The 18,371-nt window shown below is 28.7% G+C and carries 18 protein-coding genes; 15 read left to right on the top strand and 3 right to left on the bottom strand.

The features are described 5' to 3' along the window. Positions 1-5: 5 nt before the first annotated feature. The 15 genes from ftsY (at position 6) to KGF50_RS08580 (ending at position 15,888) form a co-directional block, all read left to right on the top strand. On the top strand, positions 6-1,316 hold the full coding sequence (ftsY, locus tag KGF50_RS08650) for a signal recognition particle-docking protein FtsY (RefSeq protein WP_227847686.1): 1,311 nt from the start codon (positions 6-8) through the stop codon (positions 1,314-1,316). A gap of 102 nt (positions 1,317-1,418) precedes the next feature. Beyond that, positions 1,419-1,787 carry a YlxM family DNA-binding protein gene (ylxM, locus tag KGF50_RS08645; RefSeq protein WP_227482226.1) on the top strand — a complete coding sequence of 123 codons (369 nt, stop codon included), beginning with the start codon at positions 1,419-1,421 and terminating at the stop codon, positions 1,785-1,787. After that, positions 1,784-3,136, top strand: coding sequence for a signal recognition particle protein (gene ffh, locus KGF50_RS08640; RefSeq protein ID WP_227847685.1), 1,353 nt, complete (start codon positions 1,784-1,786; stop codon positions 3,134-3,136). Before ylxM ends, ffh begins: the two co-directional genes overlap by 4 nt. A gap of 39 nt (positions 3,137-3,175) precedes the next feature. Then, positions 3,176-3,448, top strand: coding sequence for a 30S ribosomal protein S16 (gene rpsP, locus KGF50_RS08635; RefSeq protein ID WP_003419338.1), 273 nt, complete (start codon positions 3,176-3,178; stop codon positions 3,446-3,448). Between the two features lie 64 nt (positions 3,449-3,512). Continuing rightward, the gene (locus KGF50_RS08630; protein ID WP_227434164.1) at positions 3,513-3,740 is read left to right on the top strand and encodes a KH domain-containing protein; all 228 of its coding nucleotides are present in this window, start codon (positions 3,513-3,515) and stop codon (positions 3,738-3,740) included. Between the two features lie 110 nt (positions 3,741-3,850). Continuing rightward, positions 3,851-4,366 (top strand): ribosome maturation factor RimM, encoded by a 516-nt coding sequence (gene rimM, locus KGF50_RS08625; protein WP_227847684.1) that lies wholly within the window; start codon positions 3,851-3,853, stop codon positions 4,364-4,366. A gap of 8 nt (positions 4,367-4,374) precedes the next feature. Beyond that, positions 4,375-5,070: a tRNA (guanosine(37)-N1)-methyltransferase TrmD gene (gene trmD, locus KGF50_RS08620; protein ID WP_227847683.1), complete on the top strand. Its 696-nt coding sequence runs from the start codon at positions 4,375-4,377 to the stop codon at positions 5,068-5,070. Positions 5,071-5,258: 188 nt separating this feature from the next. Further along, on the top strand, positions 5,259-5,609 hold the full coding sequence (rplS, locus tag KGF50_RS08615; RefSeq protein ID WP_227847682.1) for a 50S ribosomal protein L19: 351 nt from the start codon (positions 5,259-5,261) through the stop codon (positions 5,607-5,609). A gap of 317 nt (positions 5,610-5,926) precedes the next feature. Beyond that, on the top strand, positions 5,927-6,823 hold the full coding sequence (gene ylqF / locus KGF50_RS08610) for a ribosome biogenesis GTPase YlqF (protein ID WP_227847681.1): 897 nt from the start codon (positions 5,927-5,929) through the stop codon (positions 6,821-6,823). Between the two features lie 389 nt (positions 6,824-7,212). Continuing rightward, positions 7,213-8,505 carry a branched-chain amino acid transport system II carrier protein gene (gene brnQ / locus KGF50_RS08605; RefSeq protein ID WP_227847680.1) on the top strand — a complete coding sequence of 431 codons (1,293 nt, stop codon included), beginning with the start codon at positions 7,213-7,215 and terminating at the stop codon, positions 8,503-8,505. Between the two features lie 1,141 nt (positions 8,506-9,646). Next, positions 9,647-10,942: a branched-chain amino acid transport system II carrier protein gene (brnQ, locus tag KGF50_RS08600; protein WP_227847679.1), complete on the top strand. Its 1,296-nt coding sequence runs from the start codon at positions 9,647-9,649 to the stop codon at positions 10,940-10,942. A gap of 526 nt (positions 10,943-11,468) precedes the next feature. Beyond that, positions 11,469-13,661, top strand: a complete 2,193-nt coding sequence (locus KGF50_RS08595) for an adenosylcobalamin-dependent ribonucleoside-diphosphate reductase (protein ID WP_227847678.1) — start codon at positions 11,469-11,471, stop codon at positions 13,659-13,661. Positions 13,662-13,732: 71 nt separating this feature from the next. Beyond that, the gene (locus KGF50_RS08590) at positions 13,733-14,500 is read left to right on the top strand and encodes a ribonuclease HII (protein WP_227847677.1); all 768 of its coding nucleotides are present in this window, start codon (positions 13,733-13,735) and stop codon (positions 14,498-14,500) included. A 57-nt stretch (positions 14,501-14,557) separates the two neighbouring features. Then, positions 14,558-15,574: an alpha-hydroxy-acid oxidizing protein gene (locus tag KGF50_RS08585; protein WP_227847676.1), complete on the top strand. Its 1,017-nt coding sequence runs from the start codon at positions 14,558-14,560 to the stop codon at positions 15,572-15,574. Between the two features lie 65 nt (positions 15,575-15,639). Beyond that, complete coding sequence (locus KGF50_RS08580) at positions 15,640-15,888, top strand: hypothetical protein (RefSeq protein ID WP_227847675.1); 249 nt, start codon at positions 15,640-15,642, stop codon at positions 15,886-15,888. Between the two features lie 122 nt (positions 15,889-16,010). Here KGF50_RS08580 and KGF50_RS08575 read toward each other — a convergent pair whose 3' ends face one another. The 3 genes from KGF50_RS08575 to KGF50_RS08565 all read right to left on the bottom strand — a co-directional run. Continuing rightward, positions 16,011-16,508 carry a CarD family transcriptional regulator gene (locus KGF50_RS08575; RefSeq protein ID WP_227847674.1) on the bottom strand — a complete coding sequence of 166 codons (498 nt, stop codon included), beginning with the start codon at positions 16,506-16,508 and terminating at the stop codon, positions 16,011-16,013. A gap of 243 nt (positions 16,509-16,751) precedes the next feature. Next, the gene (locus tag KGF50_RS08570) at positions 16,752-17,816 is read right to left on the bottom strand and encodes an ABC transporter permease (protein ID WP_227847673.1); all 1,065 of its coding nucleotides are present in this window, start codon (positions 17,814-17,816) and stop codon (positions 16,752-16,754) included. Between the two features lie 2 nt (positions 17,817-17,818). Next, a partial coding sequence (locus KGF50_RS08565; RefSeq protein WP_227847672.1) for an ABC transporter permease occupies positions 17,819-18,371 on the bottom strand: 553 nt, incomplete at its 5' end.

Raw genomic sequence — 18,371 nt, 5'->3', positions numbered from 1 at the left:
GAATAGTGTTAAAAAAATTATTTGGTTTTGGCAAAGACAAGGATAAGGATAAGGAATTAGAAAAAAAAGACATTGAATCAGAAGAAGAAATAGAAAGTGGTGCTGACAATTTAGAAAATGTAGAAGAAACAATTTTTTCGGGGTTTGAGGAAGAGGTTGTAGATAAAGTAGAAGATATTCCAGAGGAAACTGAAGAAGAAGTTGTTGATGAAAGTAGTGAAGAAGATATAGATATAGAAGAAAAAGAAGAAGATAAGATAGATATTAATGAACAAGATATAGAAGAGTTAATAAATAACGATTCTCTAGATAGTGAAATAGAAGACTTAAACAATGATAATTATGCTGAAGAAGCTGAACATGAAGATTATGCAAACAAAGAAGAGGAATGTGAAGAAAAGAAAGTTAATTTGTTTGAAAGATTAAAACAAGGATTAACAAAGGCAAAACAAGGAATAACTGATAGAATAGATGAGGTTTTAAAATCATATACAAAAGTAGATGAAGAATTACTTGAGGATTTAGAGGAAATTTTAATAACAGCAGATGTTGGTGTAAATACAACTATGGAAATAATTGAAAAACTAAGAGATACAATAAAGCAAAAGGGAATTACTGAACCAATAAAGGTAAGAGAAGAACTTAAATCTATAGTTGAAGATATCCTTACAAATGAAAACTCTACATTAGATATAGAACCAGCTCCATGTATAATTTTAATGGTAGGTGTAAATGGAGTAGGTAAAACTACTACAATAGGAAAATTGGCAAATAGATACAAAAAAGACGGAAAAAAAGTTTTATTGGCAGCAGCAGATACATTTAGAGCAGCAGCAACAGAGCAATTAGAAATCTGGGCAAATAGAACTAATGTAGATATAATAAAGCATCAAGAAGGTGCAGACCCAGGAGCAGTAGTATTTGACGCTATAAAGGCAGCAAAAGCTAGAAAGACAGATTTATTAATATGTGACACAGCTGGAAGATTACACAACAAAGCTAATCTTATGAATGAACTTGGAAAAGTATTTAAAATAGTAGATAGAGAATTTCCAGAAGCAAAACGTGAGGTACTTCTTGTAGTAGATGCTACAACAGGTCAAAATGCAGTTGTTCAAGCTAAAACATTTAAAGAAGTTGCAGATATAACAGGTATAGTACTTACAAAACTTGATGGAACAGCAAAAGGTGGAGTAGTGCTTGCAGTAAAGTCAGAAGTAGATGTACCTGTAAAACTTATTGGGGTTGGAGAAAGAGTAGAAGACCTACAGGATTTTGATGCAAAATCATTTTCAGATGCATTATTTGGTAACTAGTATTCTTTTAAAAATAATGGTTGACAAGAGTGTTTATATGATATAAAATACAATAGTGTAAAGTAAATAACCTTTACAGTATACTGCTAGGAAGTGTAAGATATGAATATAGAAAAAATGGTCGAAATTGGATTGTTATTTGAACAGTATAAAGAATTACTAACTGATAAGCAAAAAGAGATAGTAGCTCTATACTATGAAGAGGATTACTCTTTAGGTGAAATCAGTGAAAATTTAAGTGTATCGAGACAAGGTGTATATGATACATTAAAACGTTCAGAAAAGATACTAAGAGATTATGAAGAAAAGCTACATTTAGTATCTAAGCTTCAAGAACAGGAAAAAAATATTAAATTTATAAGAAATAAAATTATTGACATTAAAGAAGATTTATTGCACAATAGAGATTGTGCTAATTTAATCCCTAAGCTAGAAAATATAGAAGATGTATGTAGGGAGATGATAAAATGATATTTGAAGGATTGTCGGATAAACTACAAGAGGCATTTAGTAAGTTAAAATCAAAAGGAAAACTTACAGAAGCAGATGTAAAAAATGCTATGAGAGAAGTTAAACTTGCTCTTCTTGAAGCAGATGTTAACTTTAAGGTAGTTAAAGATTTTATAAAAAAAGTTCAAGAGAGAAGTGTTGGACAAGAGGTCATGCAAAGTTTGACACCAGCTCAACATGTAATAAAAATTGTAAATGAAGAACTTACAAGTTTAATGGGGGATGTACAAAGTAAAGTAATGATTTCCTCAAAACCTCCTACAATTTTAATGATGGTTGGATTGCAAGGGGCAGGTAAAACTACAACAGCAGGAAAACTTGGAGGATATTTTAAAAAGCAAGGCAAGAAACCTTTATTGGTAGCTTGTGATATTTATAGACCAGCAGCTATAAAGCAACTTCAGGTTGTTGGAGAAAAATTGGATATACCTGTATTCAATATGGGAGATAAAGAAAATCCAGTAAATATCGCTAAGGCAGGTTTAAGTCATGCAATTAAAAATGCTAACGATTTGGTTATTATAGATACCGCTGGTAGACTTCATATAGATGAAGTGCTTATGGATGAGTTAAAGTCAATTAAGTCAGAAGTTAAGCCACATGAGATACTTTTAGTTGTAGACTCTATGACAGGTCAGGATGCAGTAAATGTTGCAGAAAGCTTCAATGAAGCACTTGGTGTTGATGGAGTAGTATTAACTAAGTTAGATGGAGATACTAGAGGTGGAGCTGCACTTTCAATAAGAGCAGTAACACAAAAACCTATAAAGTTTATGGGTATGGGAGAGAAACTAGATGATATAGAACCTTTCCACCCAGACAGAATGGCATCAAGGATATTAGGTATGGGAGATGTATTAAGCCTAATAGAAAAAGCACAAGAAAGTATGGATTTAGAAAAAGCTAAGGAATTAGAACAAAAAATCAAAAAACAAGAACTAGATTTTGAAGATTTTTTACAACAAATGGAACAAATACAGAATATGGGACCTCTAGACAAGATACTTGGTATGATGCCTGGTATGGGAAATATAAAAGACCAACTTGGAGATGTAGATTTGAATGGTAAAGAAATGAATAGAACTAAAGCCATAATTCAATCAATGACTACATATGAGAGACGTAACCCAGGAATATTAAATGCTTCTAGAAAAAAAAGAATAGCTAGAGGTAGTGGAACTACTGTACAAGATGTAAATAGACTTATAAAACAACTTAATGAAATGAAAAAAATGATGAAGATGTTTGCTGGTTCACAAAAAAGTATGAAGAAAAGGGGCGGCTTAGGCGGTTTACCTTTTTTTAAATAAAATATAAAAAATAGTAAAAATTATTCGGAGGTGACTGTAATGGCAGTTAAAATAAGATTAAAAAGAATGGGAGCTAATAAAAAACCTTTCTACAGAATAGTAGTAGCTGATTCAAGAGCTCCAAGAGATGGAAAATTTATAGAAGAAATAGGATACTATAATCCAATTTCTGAACCTAAACAAGTAAGAATAAATGATGAAAAAGCTATAAAATGGTTAGCTACTGGTGCTCAACCAACAGAAGTAGTTAAAAAATTACTTGTAAAAAATGGAGTAATAGAAAAATTCGAAGCTTCTAAACAAGCAAAATAATTTTCTCTTAGCAAGTAGTATAAGTAAATACTTATTGTTGAGGTTACTTTAGGAGATGAAATATATGAAAGAGCTAGTTGTAGATATAGCTAAGGCTCTAGTTGATAATCCTGACTCGGTTGTTGTTGAGGAATTTAAAGACAATGATGGTATCGTCTTAAAGCTTACAGTTGCTCAAGATGACATGGGTAAGGTTATTGGGAAGCAGGGAAGAATAGCTAAAGCTATAAGAACTGTCGTAAGATCTGTTGCAAATAGAGAAAACATAAAAGTTTCTCTTGAGATAGTGTAAAGAGGAGGATTAGGTATAGTGCCTAGTCCTTTTTGTATAACTGTGTACAGTTTTGAGAATTTATGATGATATGGTAACATAAGATTAAATTTTTTAAAGAAGGTGATAATATGAAAGAAAAATTAACTCATTTTAAGGTAGGACAAATAGTAAACACACAAGGTCTAAAAGGTGAGGTAAGAGTTTATCCACTTACTGATGATATAGATAGATTTGATGAATTGAAAGATTTTTATTTAGGAAAAGATTTGAACAACAAGTGGACTGTAGAAAATGTAAGATATAAAGGTTCTATGGTTATAATGAAGATAAAAGGTATAGACACTATAGAAAAAGCAGAAAAGCTAAAAAATAAATTTATGTATGTGTCTAGGGAAGAGAGTAGAGACCTTGAAGAAGGTGAGTTTTTTATAGCAGACATGATTGGTATGGAAGTTTTAACTATAGAAGGAAAACATGTAGGAATTTTGGAGGATGTACTTCAATATTCTGCAAATGACGTCTATGTAATAAAAGGTGAGGAAGATAAAGAATTTATGATACCAGCTATAAAAAAATTTGTACCTACTATAGATATAGATGAAAGAAAAATGATTATAGACCCTATTAAGGGTATGATAGATTAGGTGGTAATATGAGATTTCATATAATGACGCTTTTTCCAGAAATATTTAATTCATATATGAATGAAAGTATAATGAAAAGAGCAGTTGAAAAAGGTATAATTGATGTGCATATATATAACATAAGAGATTTTTCTAATAATAAACATAAAAAAGTAGATGATTATCCATTTGGAGGAGGAGCTGGTATGGTGATGACTCCTCAACCTATATATGACACATATAAGCATATAATAAAAACTCACAATATAAACAATCCAAGAGTAATTTATTTAACTCCAAAAGGTAAGGTATACAATCAATCCATAGTAGAAGAGATGTCTATCAAAGAAGATATAATACTTCTATGTGGTCACTATGAAGGAATAGATGAAAGAATCATTGATTTAATAGTAACTGATGAAATTTCAATTGGAGATTATGTACTAACTGGAGGAGAACTACCTGCACTTATAATGATAGATTCTATATCAAGGTTAATTCCAGGAGTATTAAATCAGGACGAGTCATTTGAAGAGGAGTCATTTAAAGATAATCTATTGGAGTATCCTCATTACACAAGACCTAGGGAGTTTGAAGAGTTAAAAGTGCCAGAAGTGCTTTTATCAGGAAATCATAAAAAGATAGATGAGTGGAGACGAGAAGAATCTATAAGAATAACTAAGGAAAGACGATTAGACTTATATAAAAAATCTCAAGAAAAATAAAAACATATATAATAAAAACTTAATATACATGTATACAATAAAGTGGCTATAAATGGAATTAAAAATATAAAAATGCTTGTAATAACTATAGAAGTATAGTATAATATAAAATGTTGAAAATACGGGCGTTCCTCTGTTTACACTGGTCGGGTAGTTAAGAACGTCTATGATATCTAGGAGGAAGAAAGATGAATGAAATGCTAAGAGCAATTGAGCAAGAACAATTAAAAAATGAAGTTCCTAATTTTGGACCTGGGGACACAGTTAAAGTACATGTTAGAATTATAGAAGGAAAAAGAGAAAGAATACAAATATTCGAAGGTGTAGTATTAAAGAGACAAGGTGGAGGAGCAAGAGAGACTTTCACAGTTAGAAAAATGTCTTTCAATGTTGGTGTAGAAAGAACTTTCCCAGTTCACTCTCCAAAACTAGAAAAAATAGAAGTAACTAGAAAAGGTAAAGTAAGAAGAGCTAAACTAAACTACTTAAGAGGTAGAGTAGGTAAAGCTGCTAAGATAAAAGAAGCTAGAAATAGATAATTAAAAACTTTACTTATAAATGGGGGGCTGATTTATCAGTCCTCTTTCTATTTTAATTGAAATAATAACAAATAGTTAAAGTGTAAGTAGATATGATTATTTGTTGAAAATATACTATTTATTGATAGATTTAGGAATTTTAAAATTGAAAATAAAATCAATAAATATTGGATTATATTTTGAAATAATACTAAAAATAAGAAGATAATATTATGTAAAGTATGATGTTAAAAGGGTGACAATGTAAGGATTTAAGTAGATATATTTTTAAGTAAAATTAGGTAATAATAACATACTATTTTAAAGGAGTGATATATATGTCAAATGAATATGATGAGTATCTTATGGATAATAATCTACATATAAACTGGTATCCAGGTCATATGAAGAAAACTAAAGAATTAGTAAAAAATAACTTAAAACTAATTGATGTAGTGGTTGAACTTCTAGATGCTAGAATCCCATTTAGTAGCAAAAATCCAGATATAGATATGCTTGTAGGAGATAAGCCTAGGGTAGTTGTATTAAATAAAAGCGATATGGCAGATAAAGATAAGTTAAATCAATGGATTGAGTACTATAAAAAGAATAACATAAAAGCTATACCAGTAGATACAATAAAAGGTGTAGGTGTAAATAAGATAGTAGAAGAATGTAAGAACGTAACTAGAGAAAAAATGAGTTCTTTAAAAGATAAAGGAAGAAAGGAAAGAGCTATAAGAATAATGATAGTTGGTGTACCAAATGTTGGTAAATCATCTCTTATAAACAAATTAACAGGTAGAAAAAGTACTCAAACAGGAGATAAGCCAGGAGTAACTAAAGGTAAGCAATGGGTTAGATTAAAGGGAAATCTTGAACTTTTAGATACACCTGGAATACTTTGGCCAAAGTTTGAAGACCAAGAAGTTGCCTTAAACTTAGCATTTAGTAGAGCTATAAAAGATGAGATTTTAGACGTTGAGACTTTAGCTTTAAGACTTATAGAAAAACTTATGATAATAGAGCCAGAAAAGTTGAAAGCTAGATATAAATTAGACTCTTTAGGAGAAACTCCAATTGAAACAATGGATATGATTGGTCACAAAAGAGGATTCATAACAGGTGGGAAAGAGCTTGATTATACACGTATAGCTACAACTGTTTTAAATGAGTTTAGAGATGGAAAAATAGGCAATATAACACTAGAAGTGCCAGAGAGTGTTAAAAGATAGATTTTAAAGCTGGGTTAAAAAATTAATATTACAAATAAAAAAAAGCCTTTTTTTAAAAGGTTTTTTTATTTTTCTGAAATATAGACAAAAATTGCCACATAAAAATGTAAATTAGATTAGAAAACTTTCAAAAATATTAATTTAAGACAAATACACCTAATTTTTTGAAAATTAAAATCAGTGTGATAATTTGCAATTTTGGCATATTGACTTGCTTGTTTCATATAATATATAATAAGCACAAATAAATACAATATATTAAAAATTTAATTTATTTAATTTTATTAATTTAATAATGGATTCTTATTGTTTTAGTTAATTTATTTATGCAAACGTGAACAATTGAGAAATTTTGTTAATTTAATAAGGTTAAAAAGGGGGATTTTATAATGGGTAAGACCAAAGATGTAATAGTATTTGGATTTGCATTATTCGCAATGTTCTTTGGAGCAGGTAACTTAATATTTCCACCATACTTGGGAATAATTACAGGTCCAGAATGGTTAATTGCCTTCTTAGGATTTACATTTGCCGATGCTGGTTTGGCACTTCTAGCAGTAATGGCTACAGCTAAATTCGATGGAAACGTAGTAGAAATGTTTAAAAGATGTGGTATGAAATTGGGGATTCTTATAGGTTGTGTAGATATTTTATGTATAGGACCATTCTTAGCTATACCAAGAACAGGTGCAACAACTTATGAGATGGGTATGATGCCTCTATTTGGAAGCTCAATTCCAGTGTTATTATTCTGTATAGTTTATTTTGCGATATCATATGTATTAACAGTAAGACCATCTAAGGTCGTAGATATAGTTGGACAGTTTTTAACTCCAGCTCTTCTAATAGCTTTAGCATTCATAATTATAAAAGGTGTTGTATCTCCTCTTGGAGAGGTAATAGATAAACCTATGATACCTAATGTATTTGCAGAAGGTATTGGTCAAGGTTACCAGACAATGGATGCATTTGCAGCAATAGCGCTTGCATCAGTACTGATAGTATCTCTAAATGAAAAAGGATATACTAATATTAGTGACAAGTTAAAGATGATTGGTAAAGCAGGTGTTCTTGCTTGTGGAGGATTGGCACTAGTTTATGGTGGATTATGTTTCCTTGGAGCAACTGTATCAACAATGTATGGAACAGATGCAGTACAATCACAAGTAATAGTAAATATAACACAAGGATTACTTGGAAATGTTGGAAAAGTGATTTTAGCAATAGTAGTATCACTAGCTTGTTTAACTACATCTATAGGTCTTACATCTGCAACAGGGCAATATTTTTCTAGACTTACAAAAGGTAAATTAAGTTATGAAAAAATAGTATTAGCTGTATCTGTATTCAGTGCAGTAGTAGCATCTTTTGGTGTTGGAACTATAATAAAGATAGCTTCTCCTATATTAAGTATAGTTTATCCACCATCAATTGTTTTAATAATTTTAGCTTTCTTTAATGAAAAGATTAAGAATGATAATGTATACAAAGGAGCAGTATATATGTCACTGCTTGTAAGTATATTAACAGTTATATCTAGTTATGGAGTAAGTGTTCCAGTAGTAAATTCTTTACCTCTTCATTCATTAGGATTTAACTGGGTAGTTCCAGTTATAATAGCTGGAATAATTGGTAATTTTATACCATCAAAGAGTCAATCTAATACACTTGGAACAAATTAAAACTTATTTAATTGAAATATAAGTATCTGAAAATAAAAGAGTTATCTATAATAAATGAAACTATTTATATAGATAACTCTTTTTATTTTCTGAGTATATACTAATTATTTGTATTTAATATAGTAAAATTAGGTAAAAGTATTAAAAAAAAAATAATGTTTATTTTTTAACGATAATAGGTCTTTATAAAAGATATTTAAAGAAATATTATAAGTTCAGATATATGTATTAGTTGATTTTTACAAAAATATTATATAAATAAAATTGTGACAATAATAAAATAATAAAATAAAATTTAAGGCATTTGAACATATAAATAACTTATGTAAATTATTAAATTGTTTTCTAATTGGTTTATATTAAGATTATTCATTAAATTCTAAAAAATAAGTAGAATAAGTTGAATACCAGCAACTGCAAAGTTTTAGTAAGTTGGAACTTAGGATATAGTTTCTATGAAGAAAAATAAATCAATAAATCATAATAAAAAATTTTCAGAAAAAATGATTTGAGAGCACTCTAGTAAGTGAAAAGTCTATGAGTGTAGAATTGAAATTCAGTAAAATTAATAGGGAGTTTAGCAAAATAAATACAAAATACTACAAGAATTAACGTAAATAGAAGTTATGATAAAAGGAAAACGATTTTTTGAGTATCATAATTTTGAAAATTAAAAAAATTAAAAATCATATTGACTGCTTTTTTTTCAGATTATATAATAAACACAAAATATTTAAATATTTAAAATTTAAATTGAACTTAAAAAATTATACAAAAATAAAAGGAGAGTGATGTATGCATTAATATTGTATATAAAGCAATATAAATTAGAAATAATGCAAATAATTCAAAAAGTCACACAATTAAGATGATTTAAAAGTTTTAACTTTGTCAAGAAAAATTAAATAAAAATAAAAAAAACATATATGTTTAAAGTATACATGTTAATTTTATTTAATTAAGAAAGTTGTACTAAATATTGCGAAGATTTTATAAATTATGAAACATAATTGACAAGTTTAAGTCAAAAATGTATAATTAAATAAAATCTCGTCAAAAGGTTTTCATTTAAGAAGAGATTGGACTTATTTTTTGGTAAAATGTAATAAAAAGTAGTAAAATTCAAATGGGGGTGCTTTAAATGGGTGAGAAACAAATCAAGTTTAAAGATGTAATTGTAATTGGATTTGCACTATTTGCAATGTTTTTTGGTGCTGGGAACTTAATATTCCCTCCATATCTAGGAGTTTTATCCGGAAGTAGTTGGCTAGTAGCCTTCATAGGATTCCTTTTCGCAGATGGTGGTTTGGCATTATTAGCAGTTATAGCAGCAACTAAGTTCAATGGAGACACATCAAAAATGTTTTCAAGAGCTGGTAAAGGATTAAGTATTGTATTAGGATGTGCAATGGTAATTTGTATAGGGCCGCTTTTGGCAATACCTAGAACAGCAGCAACAACTTATGAAATGGGTATATTACCTACAATAGGTTCAGGAATAAGCCCAGTAATATTCTCTATAGTATTCTTTGCTATAGTATTGGTTTTAACAATAAGACCATCAAAAGTTGTAGATATAGTTGGGTCAATTTTAACTCCAGCTTTACTTATAGCTTTAGCAGTATTAATAGTTAAAGGTATTGTATCTCCATTAGGAGACATAAGAGATACTTCTTTAATACAAAATGTATTTGCAGAAGGTATAACTCAAGGATATCAAACAATGGATGCATTGGCAGCTAGTGTATTTGCATCAATTATAATCATGTCAGTAATAGCTAAAGGTTATACAGGTGAAAAAGAAAAGATGAAAGCTACAGTAAGTGCAGGTGTTATAGCGGTAGTAGGTATGGCACTAGTTTATGGTGGATTATGTTACCTTGGAGCAACTGTATCTAAGATATATGGACAAGATGTTCAACAAACAGCTTTAATAGTTTCAATAACAGCAGCATTACTTGGAAATACAGGTAAGATTTTGTTGGCTATTATAGTTGCATTAGCATGTTTAACAACAGCTATAGGTCTTTCTTCAGCAGCAGGTCAATATTTCTCAACACTTACAGATGGAAAATTAAAATATGAGCATATAGTTATAGCAGTTTGTGTATTTAGTGCGATTATATCAAACTTTGGAGTAAGTACAATAATAAAATTCTCTTCTCCTATATTAAGTATGGTATATCCAGCAACTATAACTCTAGTTATACTAGCATTATTTAGTAATAAAATTAAAAATAACAACGTATTCAGATGCGCTGCATATATGGCATTGTTAGTAAGTGTATTAACAGTTGCAACAAGCTTTGGTATAAATATTCCTTTAGTTAATAGCTTACCATTTGCTTCATTAGGATTTAACTGGATTGTTCCAGTTGTAATAGCAGGAATAATAGGAAACTTTATTCCATCTCAAAGTAGTAAAGCTGTACAATAATAAAGAAAATTAATACATATGGGAATTGCCTTAAAGTGATTAAGATCATTTGATAGGCAATTCCTTTTTGATATGTAAAACTTTTTATGTAAATGAATATTAAATATAGTAGATTAAAGATAGATTATTGTTAGGTTGAATTTTGTTATGTATATTTACAAATAATATTTATGGTATAGAACATATTTATATGCAAAATATAAAGAATTTATTATTAATTCTTATAGAAAATAATGGAATGAAAAATGATAAAATTTATAAAAAAATAAAGTATATAAGAGTATAATTACGCTTTTATATACTTTTTTATATTATTTTTGAGTTTTTAATATAAGATATTTAGAATATATGAAGTTCATTTCCTTAACTGAGAAAACTATAAAGCGTGTTATATTGAATAGAAAATAGTATAATATATATTATGTGAGATAATTAATATGAAAACATGCAAATGTAGAAAAAAGTTTGTTTAGAATTACAACTAATAGGTGTATTAATGTAATACTAATTTATTGGAGGTCTAAAAATGAAGTACATAATAAAAAGAGATGGGACAAAAGAACTTTTTAGTAAAAGTAAGATTGAAGATGCTGTCTATAAGGCTAGTATAAATAGTGAAGGTGGAGTAGACAGAGATTTAGCATATGATATATCTAGAAAAATCGCTAATGATTATAATTCTATGGAGAAATGCTTATCGGTAGAAGAAATCCAAGATATAGTTGAAGTATTACTTATGGAATCAAATAGAAAAGATATAGCAAAACACTACATATTATATAGAGAAAGACGTTCAGAAATAAGACATAAGGCTTGGGAATTTGATGAATTACAAAAATCAATATGGAAAAATAAGTATAGACACAATGGAGAAAGTTTTGATGAATGGATAAAGAGAATTTCAAATAATAGTCCAAGAATATCAAAGTTAATAAGACAAAAGAGGTTTTTATTTGCAGGTAGAATTTTAGCAAATAGAGGTTTACATAAAGAAGGTAAAAAAATAACTTATTCTAATTGTTATGTGATAGAGCCACCAAAAGACAGTATAGAAGATATTTTTGACACTGCAAAAAAACTTGCTAGAACTTTTAGTTATGGTGGAGGGGTTGGAATTGATATTTCAAAATTAAGACCCAAAGGTGCAAAAGTAAATAATGCTGCAAAATATACAACTGGAGCAGTGTCCTTTATGGAACTTTATAGCATGACAACAGGTTTGATTGGGCAAAGAGGTAGAAGGGGAGCTCTTATGATTTCTATGGATGTAAATCATCCAGAAATAGAGGAATTTATAGACATAAAAACCGATTTGGAGAAAGTTACTAAAGCAAATATTTCTGTAAGAGTAACAGATGAGTTTATGCAAGCCGTAAAGGAAAAAAAGTTGTATAATTGTACTTTTGAAGTTGAAACCACTGGAGAAAAAATAGTCAAGATAGTAAATGCATATGATTTGTTTAATAAGTTCGTGAAAAATAACTGGGATTATGCAGAACCAGGCATATTATTTTGGGACAAAATAAAAACATATAACTTTATGAGTGAAGATAAGGATTTTTGCTTTTCAGGAGTAAATCCTTGTGCAGAAGAGCCACTTCCAAGTGGAGGAAGCTGTTTGCTTGGCTCAATAAACTTATCAGAGTTTGTAATACAAGCGTTTGGGGAACATGCTACCTTTGATATTAACAAGTTAAAATCTTGTGTTAGAGAAGCTGTGGTAGCTTTAAATGATGTATTAGATGAGGGATTAAATTTACATCCATTACAAGAACAAAGAGATAGTGTCTACAAATATAGACAGATAGGCTTAGGTGTAATGGGTATTGCTGACATGCTTATAAAGATGGGGATAAGATATGGTTCTGATAAATCTTTAGAATTGTGTGATTTAATTGGTAAAACTATGCTTAACGAAGCTGTAAAACAATCATCTTTAATTGCTAAAGAATATGGCACATTTAGTGAGTACAAATATGAAAATATTTCTAAATCTAGATTTTTTATAGAAAACTTAAACGATGATATTAAAGAGATGGTTAAAAAGTATGGGCTTAGAAACTCACAACTCTTAACTATACCTCCTACAGGTTCTATATCTACAATGATAGGTATTAGTGGAGGAATAGAACCTATATTTAATCTTTCATATATAAGAAAAACTGAAAGTTTACATGATGAAGATGTGTATTATAAAGTGTATACTCCAATAGTTAAAGAATATATGGATAAAAAAGGCATTACAGATGAAGAATGTTTACCAGATTTTTTTGTTACTGCTATGAATATAGGATATGAAGAAAGAATAAATATGCAAAAAGTATGGCAAAAGTATATTGATGCTTCTATATCATCTACAATAAATATACCTTTTGAAACTACAATTGAAGATGTTTTCAACATATATGTTAAGGCATGGGAAGCTGGTCTTAAGGGAGTGACAATATTTAGAGATGGATGCAAAAGGAGTGGAATCTTAATAAATGAAAAAAAAGAAGATAATAAAAAAGAAAATAACAAAAAAGAAGATAATAAAAAAGAATCTTATAAAAATAATAAAGAAGAAAAAGATAATAAAGATGAAAAAGCCAAAGAACTAAAAAATAAAAATTTTGAGGAAGACGAAAAGTTTGTATGCCCTGAGTGTGGCAGTGAAGGAATCGCACATACAGGTGGATGTAGTATATGCTTAAAATGTGGATATAGTGGATGTAATTAAATTCTAAGTTAGTAGATTTTTAATATATTTAAGGCAAGAATATTTTTACAGGTGAAAGATGAGGGGATAGTATGCAAAACAAAAGTGTGAGGGAGATTAAAGAAATAATTGAGACTTTGGAAGTTGAAAAGTATATGGAATATATAGAAATATTAAGAGTAGACGAAAGAAAATCTGTTCAAGGTCTGGCTATAAAACTTGCCAAGAAGTTGGACAATATTAGAAAAGAAGCAGAAAGATTAGAAACTATAAACATGTTTGAAAATGAAGGATACAATAAAGGATATTTATATATTGGAGGAATTGATGAAGCTGGAAGAGGGCCACTTGCAGGTCCTGTTGTAGCTTCCGTTGTAGTGTTTAAGAAAAATACAAAAATAGAAGGAGTAAATGATTCTAAGAAACTAAGTGAAGCAAAAAGAGATGAGCTTTTTGAAGTAATAAAAAAAGAAGCATTAGATTATGGAATAGGGATAGTAAATAACGAAGAAATAGATGAATTTAACATATTAAATGCTACATATATGGCAATGAAAAAGGCTATAAATTGTTTAAAACAAACACCAGATTATTTGCTTGTTGATGCAGCAACAATACCAGGAATTGATATAGTTCAAAATCCAATTATAAAAGGAGATTCAAAATCTATATCAATAGCAGCAGCAAGTATATTGGCGAAGGTTACTAGAGATAGTATAATGTACCAATATGATAGAATATATCCAGAATACGGATTTAAATCTCATAAGGGATATGGAACAAAAGAACACTATAAAGCTATTGAAAAACATGGGATAACTCCTATACATAGAAAAAGCTTCTTGAAAAATATACTGTAAAAATAATGTGATATAATATATATAATATAAATTACTATAATTAATGGGGGATTAGAGATGGATTATAATGAACTATTAAAAAATGCTAGAGAAAATTTAAATGGAAGTTGTAAAGTTTGTAAAGTTTGTAATGGAGTCGTCTGTGCAGGTGAAGTACCTGGCATGGGAGGTAAAGGAAGTGGTTCTTCTTTTATAGAAAATAGTAAGAGCTTAGAAAAAGTGAAAGTAAATATGAGAGTAATACATGATGTTTCAAATCCTGATACATCTATAGAAATGTTTGGTAAAAAAATGAGTGCTCCTATATTTGCAGCTCCAGTAACAGGAACTACTTTAAATATGGGTGGAAAAATAAATGAAAGAGATTACATAGAACCAGTAGTTGCAGGATGTGCCAATAGTGGTATCTATGCAATGGTTGGAGATACAGCTGTAGATGCATTTTTAATGGAAAATTTAGATGTAGTTAAAAAGTATAATGGTGCTGGAATTGTATTTATTAAACCTTGGGACAATGAAAATATTATAAAAAAGATAAGATTAGCTGAAGAAGCTGGAGCATTTGCAGTAGGAGTTGATATAGATGCTTGTGGTTTAGTAACTTTATCACTACATGGAAAGCCAGTACTTCCTAAAAATGTTGAACAAATAAAAGAATTAGTTAAATCTACTAAATTACCATTCATATTAAAGGGAATAATGACTGTAGAAGATGCATTAATGGCAGTTGAAGCAGGTGTAGATGCAATAGTTGTATCAAATCATGGAGGAAGAGTACTTGACTGTACACCAGGAGCATGTGAAGTTTTACCAAAGATTGCTGAGGCTGTTAAAGGTAAAGTTACAATACTTGCAGATGGTGGAGTTAGAACTGGATTAGATGTATTAAAAATGATAGGTCTAGGAGCTGATGCAGTATTAATAGGAAGACCTTTCGTGACAGCTTCATTTGGTGGAGCAACTGATGGTGTAGAAACTTATGTAAATAAACTTCAGTCAGAATTAAGTGGTTCTATGATATTAACTGGATGTCAAACTATAAAAGATATTGATGGAAAAGTTATATACAAATAAATTTATATACAAAAAAGAGGAAAAATCATTTTAATGTAGAATAATTGTACAAAGGGGGAATTTATATGAGTAAAAAAGCTTATGAAGAAGCCTTAGTAGAATTGGAAAAATTTATTGATGAGAGAAAACAAATAGTTAAAAGTGCGGAGGAATGTATCGATAAGTACATAGTTGACAGAACGCTACCTTTTGATTACAAAGATAAATGTGTGGAATGGCAACAAGAGTTACTTGACACTCTAGAAGCGCAGATTTTAGAAGCAAATGAATTAAATGTGTTATTGGAAGAAAAAAAAGAACTTGAGGAAGATTAGGTTTTGTTGACCAAGTGTAAATCATATTACTGATTTACACTTGGTTTTTTTAGCAAATTTAAAGTAAAGTATGGTAATAAATATGATTAATCTAAAAAATAAAACCAGTCTTTAAGACTGGTTTAATTATTATTTTTAGGATTTAGGATATGTTTTTTCATTTCGTCTAATACGATTGCATAGGATTTACATTGAGCGGCAGCTAATTCCGACAAAGCAAATCTCTGAGCTTTATTTAGAAAGTCCTTATCTGTGCTACATAATTGTTTTGAACAATCTTGTATCATAAGCATCTTAATTAATTTTACAATCTCAAAGACATCTCCTGAATGAAATTTATCATGGTATAATTTAAGTCGTTTCTTTCTATCAAAAATCCATACACCATCTATTTTATCAATAGATTGGATAAAATTATCAACTTCATTTTCGTTCATAATTGGACGTACACCAATCTTGTCAGCATTCAGAACAGGAATCGAAATTTTAAGAGTACTATTGAAAATGACAGTTAATTCATAGTATCTCTGCCTATGTTTATTTATTTCCTTTGTTACAATATCACTTACATAACAGGCTCCCTCTTTTGGATACATCACACTTTCGCCGATATTATACATATGTTAGTTATACCTCCAAACTGAATTTTAGATATTGCAATTTGGGTACAATGCTTTAATTATCTAATAATTAATATTATATCATAAAATACTTGACAAGTCAAAAATATTAATATATAATATTAAGTTTGGCTTAAAGTATGGATAAAACTAACTATAAAAATATAATATAAAATGATTTAACATATTGAAATATTATGTTAATATTGTATAAAATTATATACTAACTATATTTAGTAATTATTAGTTTTTTGCAAAATCTCTTAATTTAAAACTTCCAGCTGTTACAAATACTATTCCAATAAGTATTAGAACGATTACATTTATTAAAATACTATCATTGCTTTTAATGGCGTTTATAGTCCAGTAAAAAGGTGTAAGCTTTGATAGATTAGTCATAAATGATAATTCACTCATTGATGGTATCAGACTAGATATAGATATAGCTAAACCTATTAAAGAATAAAATGTAGTTACAAGGCTTATAGAATTTTCATTTTTAAATACTCTAGCTATCCAAAATACAAATCCAGTGGAAACAAAACTATTTGCTAGTACAATCATTAATATATTTAAAGTTAATTTAAAATCTCCAACAAGTGTAAGGCATCCAAGTATTAAAGTGTACACAATTGCTTGAATAAAAAATAACCCTAAGAGTATACTAAAAATTATTTTTATGTCTTTATGTTTTGTAGAAATAAGTCTTCTTAAAACATTTGATTTTTTTAATGCAAATAAATCTGAAGCAAGATGTGCTGCGTTAATATACATAAAATAACATATCATGAAAACTGCGAAAAATGAATTTTTATTTTTATCTGGCTTCTTATCAATTATACTTGTTTTAGTTAATTTTTCATTTATATTTTTATCCAATTTTAATTTTAATGAGTTAGTGATAAAAGAGTCTATTTGTGATTCTGCCCAAAGACTACCACCACCATTTTCAGTTTTGAAACACTTAACAACAGGTCGTTTTAAGTTATCTATATCAGTTGAAAAGTTTTTGTCCAAAACAAATACTGCAGAAACTTTATTATTTTTTAGTAAGTTCATAGCTTTATCTTCTTCATTTAATCTAAATGTGTTTTCCTTTAGCTTTGAATTATTTATCAATTTATGTTCATATTTTCCTGAAGAGTTAGATACAACTGCTACTGGAGAAAAGTACATTGATTGATTGTCTGATTTACTAGAAAAAAGATTAAGAGAAACAACTAATATAATAGGAATCATGACCATACTAGCTAAAAGAGAAGGATTTTTTATATATCTTTTTATATTTGCAAGAATTAATCTAATCATTGTTAAATCTCCCTCCATTTATATTTTTCTTTTACAATAGAGAATATAATCAATATTGTAGAGATAACTAAGCATGTTACAATTAAATTACTTATTGAACTTAAAGTCTTGAAGCTTTCATAATCACTATATAGAGCTCCTATCAAATAAGTTGGAGATAAACTTGTAAACTTAGTAAAAGTTTCACTTATCATGTTAAAAATACCTCCAAAAATTGTTTGTAAGAAAAGTAATATATAAATTATGAATGTACCATATTTTTTACTAAAAAAACTAGTTACAAAAGTGGATATTGAAGTCATAAAATATGATGATATAGCACATATTAAGGTTAATGTGGCAAGATTACCTTTAAATGTTATTCCAAGTATTCTAAAGAATAAAACATATAATAATAGAAATATAAATGAGTAAATCCATAAACCTACAAAGTCGTAAATTAAATACTGTACTCTAGTTATAGGCATAGAGTAAAGTCTTTTTGAAAGCCCTTTTGATTCACCTATATAATTTGATAAAATATTATTCATTATAAAAATTATTACAAGGAATCCC

Origin of the sequence: Clostridioides sp. ZZV15-6598 (assembly GCF_020657705.1) — a bacterium.
Lineage (GTDB): Bacteria > Bacillota > Clostridia > Peptostreptococcales > Peptostreptococcaceae > Clostridioides > Clostridioides difficile_F.
This window is presented reverse-complemented; position numbering and strand designations above follow the sequence as displayed.